Source organism: Paenibacillus sp. Mc5Re-14 (assembly GCF_001049835.1).
Classification (GTDB): Bacteria; Bacillota; Bacilli; order Paenibacillales; family Paenibacillaceae; genus Paenibacillus; species Paenibacillus polymyxa_C.
Genome location: NZ_CVPD01000001.1, coordinates 4,175,290 through 4,187,652, shown reverse-complemented (window position 1 = coordinate 4,187,652; position 12,363 = coordinate 4,175,290). Strand labels below are relative to the sequence as shown.

The 12,363-nt window shown below is 46.1% G+C and carries 9 protein-coding genes; 3 read left to right on the top strand and 6 right to left on the bottom strand.

Annotation, left to right across the window (positions count from 1 at the left end):
• The first annotated feature begins 147 nt into the window (after positions 1-147).
• Complete coding sequence (locus tag BN1546_RS19095; protein ID WP_090738590.1) at positions 148-1,200, top strand: 2,3-butanediol dehydrogenase; 1,053 nt, start codon at positions 148-150, stop codon at positions 1,198-1,200.
• A gap of 117 nt (positions 1,201-1,317) precedes the next feature.
• Here the strand turns inward: BN1546_RS19095 and BN1546_RS19090 are convergent, their stop codons facing one another.
• Positions 1,318-3,312, bottom strand: a complete 1,995-nt coding sequence (locus BN1546_RS19090; protein WP_090738589.1) for an AraC family transcriptional regulator — start codon at positions 3,310-3,312, stop codon at positions 1,318-1,320.
• Between the two features lie 272 nt (positions 3,313-3,584).
• Between BN1546_RS19090 and BN1546_RS19085 the strand changes: the two genes are divergently transcribed.
• Positions 3,585-4,928, top strand: coding sequence for an amino acid permease (locus tag BN1546_RS19085; protein WP_013372423.1), 1,344 nt, complete (start codon positions 3,585-3,587; stop codon positions 4,926-4,928).
• Between the two features lie 7 nt (positions 4,929-4,935).
• On the top strand, positions 4,936-6,093 hold the full coding sequence (locus tag BN1546_RS19080; RefSeq protein ID WP_058830034.1) for a VanZ family protein: 1,158 nt from the start codon (positions 4,936-4,938) through the stop codon (positions 6,091-6,093).
• Between the two features lie 143 nt (positions 6,094-6,236).
• Here the strand turns inward: BN1546_RS19080 and BN1546_RS19075 are convergent, their stop codons facing one another.
• The 5 genes from BN1546_RS19075 to BN1546_RS19055 form a co-directional block, all read right to left on the bottom strand.
• On the bottom strand, positions 6,237-6,890 hold the full coding sequence (locus BN1546_RS19075) for a nitroreductase family protein (protein ID WP_025679299.1): 654 nt from the start codon (positions 6,888-6,890) through the stop codon (positions 6,237-6,239).
• 50 nt (positions 6,891-6,940) lie between these two features.
• A complete protein-coding gene (locus BN1546_RS19070) occupies positions 6,941-7,333 on the bottom strand; it encodes a MarR family winged helix-turn-helix transcriptional regulator (protein WP_058830147.1) in 393 nt (130 codons plus the stop codon).
• A gap of 282 nt (positions 7,334-7,615) precedes the next feature.
• Positions 7,616-8,992, bottom strand: a complete 1,377-nt coding sequence (gdhA, locus tag BN1546_RS19065; protein WP_058830035.1) for an NADP-specific glutamate dehydrogenase — start codon at positions 8,990-8,992, stop codon at positions 7,616-7,618.
• Positions 8,993-9,411: 419 nt separating this feature from the next.
• Complete coding sequence (gene thrC / locus BN1546_RS19060) at positions 9,412-10,803, bottom strand: threonine synthase (protein WP_090738588.1); 1,392 nt, start codon at positions 10,801-10,803, stop codon at positions 9,412-9,414.
• Between the two features lie 215 nt (positions 10,804-11,018).
• Positions 11,019-12,362, bottom strand: coding sequence for a TldD/PmbA family protein (locus BN1546_RS19055; protein WP_090738587.1), 1,344 nt, complete (start codon positions 12,360-12,362; stop codon positions 11,019-11,021).
• Between the last annotated feature and the right edge of the window lies 1 nt (position 12,363).

Genomic DNA, 12,363 nt, shown 5'->3' with positions numbered 1-12,363 from the left:
ATATTCACAAAAAAATCAAGTGCTTTTTGCATTAATTTGGTTTGACAATGTGTAAAAATTGTGACATATTATTTTTCGGAAACGTTTCCTAATTCATTCACTTTTATAGCGGCAATGATCATATAATCATCAAGGAGATGACAAAACATGCAAGCATTGAGATGGCATGGAGTAAAAGATTTACGTTTGGAAAACATTGAGCAGCCCGCTGCTCTTCCCGGAAAAGTAAAAATCAAAGTCGAATGGTGTGGTATTTGCGGAAGTGATCTTCACGAATATGTAGCAGGACCGATCTTCATTCCTGAAAATGCTCAGCATCCATTGACTGGTGAAAAAGCTCCGGTCGTGATGGGACATGAATTTTCTGGACAAGTCGTTGAAATCGGTGAAGGCGTAACCAAAATTCAGGTTGGCGACCGTGTAGTCGTTGAACCCGTTTTTGCATGTGGAGAATGTGATGCATGTAAACAAGGCAAATATAACCTTTGCGATAAAATGGGCTTCCTCGGTTTGGCAGGCGGCGGCGGTGGATTTTCTGAATATGTGGCAGCTGACGAGCACATGGTTCACAAAATTCCAGAAAGCGTATCTTTCGAGCAAGGCGCTTTGGTAGAGCCTTCGGCCGTTGCTTTGTATGCTGTACGTCAAAGCCAACTGAAAGTCGGCGACAAAGCTGTCGTATTTGGCGCTGGTCCTATCGGATTGCTCGTAATTGAAGCGTTGAAAGCTTCAGGCGCGTCTGAGATTTATGCGGTAGAGCTTTCCGAAGAGCGTAAAGCTAAAGCTGAAGAGCTGGGTGCTATCGTGCTTGATCCTAAGACTTATGACGTAGTGGAAGAGCTGCACAAACGGACCAACGGTGGCGTAGATGTAGCCTATGAAGTCACTGGAGTACCTCCTGTGCTGACTCAAGCGATTGAATCCACTAAAATCAGCGGACAAATCATGATCGTCAGCATTTTTGAAAAAGAAGCTCCAATCAAACCGAACAATATTGTCATGAAAGAACGCAATCTGACTGGTATTATCGGCTACCGCGATGTATTCCCGGCTGTCATCAGCTTGATGGAAAAAGGATATTTCCCTGCTGACAAACTTGTGACCAAACGTATTAAGCTCGAAGAAGTGATCGAGCAAGGCTTTGAAGGTCTCCTGAAAGAGAAAAATCAGGTTAAAATCCTGGTATCTCCGCAATCCTAATATCGAAAATAAACCAGATGTCTGCCCTTTGCAGGCATCTTTTTATATAAAAAAACGCTCTCCTTCCTGCGACATACTGTCGTCAAGATGAGCAGCGTTTTTTGATTACCGTTTTGCTTACTTCATTACATTTTTCAGAACATCGTCAATCATTTGACTGTTTGCGATTGTACCTGTATACAACCAGCTGGAATCCTTACCAAAATCGTATACGTGCCCTTCTTTAACTGCCGGAATTCCTGCCCAGACTGGATCTTTAATAATCTCATCCTTGCTCACATTTTTGCTATTCACGATAAAGATATAATCAGCGTCCAGCTCAGCCAGTTTTTCCAGGGATAAGTTACTCCAGTTCGCCTTGGCTGTTTTGGAAATCTCCTGTACAACCTGTGGAATCTTGAATCCCAAATCCTTGTACAATACATCACCGCTGGATAGATTCTGGTTCACCACATATACGTTTTTATCCGTTACCCACAATGCCGCAGCGGTTTTTTGTCCTACCTTCTGACTTAGCTTGGCTTTCGCTTCTGCTGCTTTTTTATCGTACTCGCTCAATGCCTGCTTCGCTTCACTGCTCTTATTCAGCACCTCACCCACGGTCAGCAGCTCTTGGCGCCAATCATTATTCATATTACTACCTACAACATAGGTCGGAGCAATTTTGGAGTATTGATCATATTTGTCACCTTCGACCATACTCGCACTGTCCATAATGATCAGATCAGGTTTGAAGTTCAGAACCGCCTCGAACGGAAGATCTGAAGCGATCGCAGGAACATCCTTCAATTCTTTTTGCAGGTAAGCTTGAACTGAATTTTTACCTACCGACCATTGGGCTACCGGTTTAACACCCAACGCTACCAGATGATCCTCAAGATAAGAAGCGAGCACACGCTGAGGCTGAGCCGGAACCTTCACCTCATGCCCAAGTGCATCCTTCAGCACCCTTTCCTGTGATGTTGGTTCCGCTGATGTATTATTGTTCCCTTGCGAAGCGCCATCGGTTGCCGCAGGACTGGATGAGTCTGAGCATGCGCTCAGCAGCAGGGTAAAACTAAGCAATAAAATAAATGCCATGGAATGCTTTGCGTTTCTATTCATTCGTAAAATCCCTTCATCATGATTTTGATAATGATTATTATCCTCAATAACAGTATGCAGGGCGCCACTTTTCGAATCAATGGAACATTCAGACATGCTTGATGGATTATCCAGACGCATATTACTAATAAAAGCAGATGAATATAAGCTGTCCCGATAATGAACCGGGGATACACCAGTATATTTTTTGAATGCCCGGCTAAAGAAATACACATCCGGATACCCCACACTCACAGCAATATCCTGTAAAGTGGCATCCGTCTTCCGCAAAAGCTCCTTCGCCTTGTCCATCCGTAATTGAATCAGATACATAATCGGGCTGCAATCCGTTTGTTTTTTAAATAATCGGGTCAGGTGTCGCGGGCTGCATTCCAATAATCCGGCCAGACGTTCCAGTGTGATGGATTCCGCATAATGAGCCTGCATAAATCGAATTGTCTGTGCCACGACATCCCGCGTGGAAGTCCGAGCCTGCGGCTCCTGCCATTGACGCATACATTCATATGCAAAATCATAGAACCGACCCTGAGCCTGAATCTTCGATAACGTCTCTTGATCCTGCCAGGCGTCCGCCAGTAGTTGCAGCTTTTGATATAGTATAACCGGATAGGACGGTCTGAAACCATAAGCTATCGAAGGATGATTGTACACCGTGTTTCCCGAAAAAGAGTTTGCTTTATATAGAACAAGAATATATTCGATCCCGCATGACGCGGGCTTTATATTCAGTTCAAAGCCTTTGCTGCCATGCAGTACATACCCTGAATGGGATTCATCCTCCCAATCACCAGCCAAGCGTACGCTACCTTGTAGCATAAACACAAAAGCATGCGCTGGGAGACGATAGGGTTGAACCGGCTCTTCCGCTTCCAGTCGAATGTGCCGGACATCCATGACACGGATCGACGAATGAAGCCATACGGACAGCAGCTTGTTCAGCTCATCAGCTTCATGCCCCTTGCTCATCCCGGTATGGGAACCTGTCTGTTTTTGCCGATCCTGCTTCACGTATCCAAGCCTCCGCTTCTTAAATATCATACTTTTTTTCAAACCAACCTCATTATATATCATAAAGACAGAATGATATCATAATACAACAATCGTCAACGATATCATTCTGCCTCTGTTCACCAGTTTGTCCCCTATCTATGTCATTCTCCCTACCAGATCCTATTTCTTTCATTTCCTAATTGGATATTTTCATGTAGTATAAGTCTAATTGAAGTAACCCTGCTTGGGCTATGCTGAAGCTATACACTATGATGAAGGAGGATTTCATATTGAAATCAAATGAAGCAACTTTACACAAAAAGCTTCGACCACGGCATATTACCTTTATGGCTATGGGTGGAGTCATCGGGACGGGTATTTTTAAAGGAAGTACCGAAACGATTAGCTTGGCAGGACCTGGAGTTATTTTGTCCTATGTCTTTGCAGGACTTCTGCTCCTGGTCGTTATGGGAGCGATTGCCGAGATGGCGACGGTCTACCCCAACATGAATATGAAGGATTTTATTCGCAAGGCTTTTGGAGAGCGACTTTCCTTCATTATCGGCTGGTTGTATTGCTTCATGTGGCTGGCCGTCTGTGTCATTGAGGTCATTGCTGCTGGAAGCTTTCTGCAATATTGGTTGCCAGATGTTCCTCTATGGCTCCTCAGTTTAGCAAGTGCGGCTTTCATTATTGTCGTCAACATGCTGAGTGTCGGTGGTTTAGGGGAGCTGGAATTTTGGCTGGCGGGTATTAAGATCGCCATGATTATTATCTTTATCGCCTTGGGTGGCTGTATACTATTCGGAATTATTCCCACTGAAACTCCACCTTATCTGAGCAACTACGCGCAGCACGGCGGGTTTCTCCCCAATGGCTGGCTGGCTATCTTTTCGGCGTTGCTGGTCGTTACCTTTTCTTACGGAGGGTCTGAGCTGATCGGATTGACGTTGACGGAGACTGAAAATCCAGAAAAGGTACTGCCTAAAGTGGTTAAAAGTTTTATTCTTCGCGTTGTTTTGTTCTATACGCTGCCAATTCTCATTATTTGTGGCTTGATTCCCTGGAACCAATTGGATGCAAGTACCAGCCCGTTTGTACAGGTATTGTCTTCTGTAGGGCTTCAAGGCTCAGCTCATGTCATGAACTTTATTCTGATCACTGCTGTACTGTCTGCCGCCAATTCGGGAATTTACGGGGCTACACGCATGCTCCATTCGCTGGCGATTAATGGAGAAGGTCCCAAGTCACTCGCGCGCCTGTCTTCAAATGGAGTTCCGGTGAACAGTCTCAAACTGTGCGCAGTCATCCTGATTGTTGGCTCCATGGTCGCATACGTCGCTCAGGACGGGCTGTTCCGTATTTTGATGGCTGTACCTGGCTTTGTCGTGCTGCTTGTCTGGAGCTGTATCTGCCTGTCCCAATTGAAACTGCGCAAATCTTATCCAGTAGAGCCTACTTTCAAGATATGGGGATACCCTTATATAACGGCGGTAACAGTGGGATGCCTATGGGTCATTGCCTTCCTGTTCTTGATTGACCCGCAAAATCGGATCAGTATCAGCGTATGCGTGGCGTTCATGGCATTTTTGATCATCTGGTCTTTGGTGAAGTTCCGGAGAAAGCAGGCTTAAACAGCTCATGATTCAATCGTATCTGTTTCCAGTTTCATATGCTTTTCTAGCCTTCCCTGTTGCTGCGTTACTGTTTACACTACCATTTCTCATCGTGCAATATCGCAGACATGGCTATATTCACAAGGCTAGAGCGTGGTTGCTTTACTTGATGCTGCTATACTTGATGAACGCCTTCTTTTTGGTCATACTACCGCTTCCAGCATCGCGTCATAATGCAGCCTTGGCCGGGGGAGCGTTGCAATTGATGCCCTTGCAGTTCGTGCAAGACATTATAAGAGAAACATCCGTTTCACCTGCTCATCCCTCCAGTTATGTTCATTTGCTGAAGGAGCGTGCTTTTCTGCAAGTGGTTTTTAACGTGATGATGACCATGCCTTTCGGTATGTTCTTACGTTATTATTTCCGTGCACGATGGAGATGGTGTCTCATTCTGTCCTTCACCTTGTCCCTCTTCTTTGAGGTGACACAGTTGACAGGATTGTATGGATTTTTTGACCATGCGTATCGTGTGTTTGACGTGGATGATCTGATGGCTAACACATTGGGCGGTATGCTGGGCTTTCTGCTCGGCGAATGGTTCTCACGCTTCCTTCCCCGTTTGGAACATCTGGACAAGCACTTGGACATTACGACCAAACGGGTGTCCTATACAAGACGAGGAGTAGCCTTTTTAGTGGATTCTATCCTTTGGACGGGGTTGCTCGGCATTATGGAGTCCATGCATGTGTCTGCTGCTTTCTGGGTTTCCAGCGGGATATACTTTATGGTGGTTCCTTACCTAACGAATGGACGAACTCCAGGGAAGTGGCTGGTACGCATTCACCTTTCAGGGAGAGGACAACGAGTTTCCTTGTGGGAGCTCATTAAGCGCTACAGTCTCTTGTATTGGTTGTATTTTGGACTGAATTACGTGCTAGGTGGATCTGTACTGGGATCTCATCTGTCTCCTTGGATAAATGTTATGATCAGCCTTGTGCTGTTGGTGATGAACGGATGGTTCTTTTTCCATCTGGTCATACGCCTATTCAAGAAAGGCCTGTTATTTTATGAGGAGCTTAGCCATACTTCGCACCAGATTATATGGCCCAAGCGCTACCATCCTACTCAGAATGACCCCGCTGACCCAACACAGACGTCGGGAGCGAATATAGTACAAAAATAACCAGAGGATCGACACGTCATCAAGCCCCGGATCTACATTGCATCCAGGCAAATAAAAAACAGGTGAGAGCAAAGGGATGTCCTTGCTCCACCTGTTTTTTTATGTTGCTTATATTTTATGTTGCGTATAGATGTTAACTCAACTTATTTCCACTGTGCAATTTGATCAATTGGTAGACGTGTGGACGGATGACCCTCGTTGATTCCTTTACCCATCGAAATGAGCATAACAGGGACATAACGATCTTTGTCCATACCAAAGGCTTCAGCAATTTTATCCTTTTCATAACCGCCGATAGCATTAGTGTCGTACCCATGAGCACGTGCCACCAGCATAAGCTGCATAGACACCAATCCACCGTCGATCAGGACCGTTTCTCTGTTCACAACTGGATCAAGGGCAGCAAAATGGGCTGTTACCTTTTCCTGTTGCATTTCTTTAATGTCTTGTGGCATATAGCCCAGTTCTACAGCTTCTCCGAAGATTTGTTCGAAATTATCAAAGTTGTTCAGATCCCCAAACACAGCGATCACTGCCGAAGAGGTCTCCACTTGACGTTGGTTAAAACGAGCCAATGGCGCCAGGGTTGCTTTACCTTCTGGGCTATCAATAACAAGGAAACGCCAAGGTTGCAGGTTAATGGAAGATGGGGCGCGTGTAGCTTCCGTTAGAATCTCTGTCATTTCCTCGCGGCTAATCTTCACGGACGGATCGTATACTTTTACCGAACGGCGTCCCAGTGCGATTTCCTTAAAATCATTCGTTTTTACAATATTGGATGTATTCGTATTACTCATTCCAATCTCTCCTTTGTTCCTCTGTGGGTAATCGTAATATGACAATGTTGTCAGTCCATACTGGATATATGACTATTCATCACTTGCAGCATATCGGCTAGTTGATTCCGCTGCGTCTCGTCAAAGCTCTGTAACAGCTGAGCTACAAACTGCGAGCGCTCCTGCTTAAAGATGACAATACGCGCACGTCCATAATCGGTCAGTCTTACCAAAGTAACCCTGTTGTCCTCTGGCTTCGTGCGTCGTGTGACCATTTCAGCCGCCTCCAGTTGTTTCAAATGGCGCGTTACGGCCGCACCGTCGATGCCAACCTCTTTTTGCAGCAGCGTTTGGCTAATCTCCTCCACTTGATACAACTTGCATAACAACTGCAATCTGGATGCGCTGATCCCTGCACATCGCTCAAACTTGGAGCTAATCTGCTTGTTCAGCAGCAACAGCATATCAAAAATATACTCAGCTTCGGATGGTGTCTGGGTGATATCAATCTCTCCTCCCTTTAGCATATCGCTGGGTCTCGTGATTCAACCTTTGATCCATCAATTATTGATCTATCAAGTAATATACATCCTCTTTAACAATAAATCAAGTCCCTGAGAAAAATAAAGTGCCTCATTCCAAATAAAAGCTGAGCGACTCCCACGGAGCCGCTCAGCTTCAAGTTTGCTTTTATTAGCTAGGTTATTAATCATTGTACAGTTGAGAAAAGGAATTGTGGCCTTGAGTTAAATAATCCCGTGAGACAGCATAGCATCAGCTACACGCACAAATCCGGCGATGTTCGCTCCGACCACCAGATTGCCTGGCACGCCGTATTCCTCAGCCGCCTTCACACTGTTAGCATAGATATTTTTCATAATATCATGCAGCTTGGCATCCACTTCTTCAAAGGTCCATGACAGACGCATGCTGTTCTGCGACATTTCGAGCGCCGAGACCGCTACTCCGCCTGCATTGGCAGCTTTCGCTGGTCCAAACAGAACTCCATTGCCCAAAAACACTTCAATGGCCTGTAGCGAGGATGGCATATTGGCACCTTCGCCTATAGCTTTTACGCCATTGCTTACCAGCAGCTGAGCTGCTTGCTCGTCAATTTCATTCTGTGTGGCGCATGGCAGTGCGATGTCGCATGGGATCGACCAGATCCCCGAACAGCCTTCTGTATAGATTGCGCCTGGACGCTCTTTCGTATACTCGCTAATTCGCAGACGATTCACTTCTTTAAGCTGCTTCACCAGCTTGAGATCAATACCGTCTGGATCATAAACATAACCATTCGAGTCGCTACATGCTACGACTGTAGCACCGAGCTGCTGAGCTTTTTCAATCGCATAAATGGATACGTTACCCGAGCCCGACACAACGACACGTTGTCCTTCAAAGGACAAACCTTGAGCTTGTAGCATCTCGTTGACAAAATACACACAACCGTAACCAGTTGCCTCCGTACGTGTGAGACTACCTCCGTAATGAATCCCTTTACCCGTCAGGACGCCGCCCTCATGTCCTCCGCGAATTCGCTTGTACTGCCCGAACATGTAACCGATCTCACGGCCACCTACGCCAATATCCCCTGCGGGAACGTCGGCGTCTGGGCCGATATATTTATACAGCTCGGTCATAAAGCTTTGTGTAAAACGCATCACTTCGTTATCTGATTTACCTTTGGGGTCAAAATCCGAACCGCCTTTACCACCACCGATGGGAAGACCCGTCAACGCATTTTTGAAAATTTGTTCAAAACCCAAAAATTTGACGATACCCAGATACACGGACGGATGGAAACGAAGTCCACCTTTATAAGGACCAATCGCACTGTTAAACTGTACGCGGAAGCCACGGTTGACCTGTACATTGCCTGCATCGTCTACCCAAGGTACACGGAAGGTAATGACACGTTCTGGCTCCACCAGCCGCTCCAAAAGCCCCTGCTGCATATACTTAGGATGCTTAGCCAATACCGGAATTAGCGAATCCAAAATTTCCTTGACGGCCTGATGGAATTCATTCTCATGAGGATTGCGCGCGATAACCTTCTCAAAAACGGACTGCACATATTCGGCTGCTGCTTGTTGACTCTGCTCTGGACGGATCATGGTCATTATTTAATACACCCCTTTTATAATTAGCCCCTCTGTTAAATGACGGAATGACTTTATTCTGCCCCCTCGAGAGTGGAACTTTATGTATTCATAAAATTTAGTTTACTATACATGATTTTTTATAATAATACATCAAAATCGCCTATAAAAGATTTTTGTATCCTTCATTAAATAACTCTATGAACCTACCATTGCCTGTTATATTCCTAAAGCCAAAACCCTTGATTTACGGGCTTTTTTCACGATTTTCCAAGCTCTAACACCTTACTCGATATGGCATTAATATGTGAACAAATTGAAACTAAAACATACATCATATCTGGAAAATATGGATTATAAAAAAAGAGGCTAGCGCACAGGGCGCAGCCTCTTTTCTCATCCGCAAGAATGTAACCACTCACCGTTACGGAAATATTCTGTTACATATAAAAGGCTTCAAGCTGACGCACAATTTCGGCCTCGTCATGCTCTACCACCTGCTGGTGCTGCGGCTTGGAGAACAATTGCTCAATTTGCGCCGGGAACTCCTGCTTAATATCCACCAGACGGATCGCCTCATCGAATTTGGCCGGATGTGCTGTCGCGAAGGTCACACAGACTTCGCCTGCGCCATTATACGCCTCATACGCGGCAATACCGCAAGCTGTATGCGGATCGAGCAAATAATCGTATTCAGCCTTGTATTTTTTGATCAGCTCCAGACACTGCTCATTCGAAGCACCAAGCGCTTCAAAATCCTGCTGTACCCGTTTCAAATCCTCTGCCCCGATCACAATCCGTCCCTCGGTTTTGAGCTTATTCATGTATTCAGATACCTTGGCTGCATCCTCTCCGAGGAAGTAGTACAGGTATCTTTCGAAATTGCTTGCCACTTGAATGTCCATCGAAGGACTGTATGTGCTTTTGAAGTCTCCTGGCTTATATTCGCCTGTCTTCACGAAGCGCTCCAAAATATTATTTTCGTTCGTGGCAATGATCAGCTTATGGATTGGCAGACCCATTTTCTTTGCGAGAAAGCCAGAAAAGATATTGCCAAAGTTGCCGGAAGGCACGCTGACATTGATCTTCTTTGCACCCGATGACTCCTGCGCCCGGAAATAAGCATAGAAGTAATATACCGTCTGCGCCAAAATACGCACAAAGTTAATCGAGTTAATCGCCCGCAGATGATGTTTGGCTTTGAAGTCCAAATCTGCAAACAGGTCCTTAATCACTTTTTGACAATCGTCAAAGTTCCCTTTTACAGATAGATTCAGCACGTTCTCATCGTCTACCGTCGTCATTTGCAGTTCTTGTACCTTGCTCACTTTTTGATGCGGATGCAAAATACAGATTTTGATGCCTTCCTTGCCTCGTACGCCCTGAATGGCTGCCGCCCCGGTATCGCCTGAGGTTGCACCCAAAATGTGAATGATTTCATTCTGCTTTTTGGACACGTAGGAATAAAATTCACCCATAAATTGCAGCGCCACATCCTTGAACGCGAACGTAGGTCCATGGAACAGCTCCAAAATAGACAGGGAATCGTTGATCTTCTTCACTGGCGTAACTTCCGGATGACGGAAGCTCGCATAGCTGCGCTCCACCAGTTGTTCCAAATCTTCACGAGGAATCTCATCATTGATATACAGCGCAAAAACTTCCAGCAGCAGCTCTCTGTAGCTCAATGTAGCCCATTGCTCCAGCGTAGCTCCCGACACGGTCGGAATCTGCTCCGGTACCATCAGACCTCCATCGTCAGCTAACCCCATGAGCACGGTATCAATAAATCCCTTGGCTTCTACTCGACCTCTAGTGCTTATATATCTCATATACATCCCCCAATAAAAATTCAATTCGAACCTTTTTTCGAATATATTATTGTCTATAATACCCTGTCGCGGTGCTGTAACCAAGCCTTTTTTTCATATTTCAAAGACTTTCTCCTACTTTACCATACCCTGATGCATCAGGCATCTGTAATCACCAGGCAATCGGAACGTCAGAAACAGGACATGAGTCTGAAAAAAGAAGGCTTCTCCAGCCATTACGAGCCTGAAATCGAGAGTGCAGCCAGCTTGAGCGAAGGAGAAGTGCAGCTTCCCGTAAAACGCAAATCGTTGCCAACTTCCTCTACCTGCTGTAGTACGTCAAAGAAGTTACCTGATACCGTAATCTGATTGACCGCTCTGACCACTTGCCCTTGCTCAATCCAGTAGCCCAGACAAGCTAGCGAAAAATTACCAGACGCCGCATTCGTACCTGCATGCAGTCCTTGCAGCTCGACGATCATCAGCCCGCGATCCGTCTTGCGAATCATGTCTTCCAATGTTGACGTGCCTGGAGCCACGTACAGATTATGATACGACACCCCAATTTTACCGTTATAGCTACCTTTGGAAGCATGAGAGGTACTCTGTACCCCTGCCTTGCGGGCCGTCTTGCGGTTATGGAAATACGTCCGTAGTTCACCATCTTTGATGATCTCGTTGCGGCGTGTCGCACTGCCTTCAGCATCAAACGTGCTGCCTGCCGGAACATTTTTCATTAGCGGATCATCAATCAGCGTAATACGCTCGCTTGCCACCTTTTGCCCCAGTTTCCCAGCCAAGCGTGAAAAGCCTTTATCCACTGACTCCGCTGAAAATACCGACGTATACGCAGCCAGCAATTGCGCTGCTGCATCATGACGGAAAATGACCGGATAGTTATCCGATTGGATCGTGTGCGCACCCAGCTTGGAAACCGCCTCTTTTACGGCTTTATGCGCCACATCCACAATATCGATTTCCTCCACGCTCCGCAGGGAATAATCATGCCAACCCCCGGTAACGGTCTCGTCGTTGTCTGCTGCAATTACATACACATAAGCGGTCGCCAGACTTTTGCGACGATGGCAGTGCAGTCCTTTAGTGTTCACAATCAGGACCTCATTTTCACGAATGCTGACCGAGCAATGCCGAGCCATCACAATCCTTGGATCTGCGGCAAGCGCTGTACGCTCCATTTCTAGTGCTGCTTCGATCAGAATCTCAGGAGCTGCGTCGGCCAACGCTGAGGCATAGGCAGGCTGCTCAGGATAGCTCTCAGAGCCTGCGAACAGCTCATCCTGTTCCTCGCTCTCCAATATGTCAGCGTTGCTGCGAGCTTCTTCCAATAAAAAATCGATCACGTCGGGCTCCAGCTTCTCCGTAGAGGCATAACCCATTTTCCCGTTAATGACGCCCCGGAAGGAAAGTCCGCCGTTTTCAACGATGGTATATTGATCAATTTCTCCCTTTAGCACCTTTACCGAGGTAGAACGTCCATTTACATAGTAGATTTCCATATCCGCATAGCCCATTTCCCGACCTTTGGCGAACAACGCTTCCTGAAATTGCTGAATATTCATC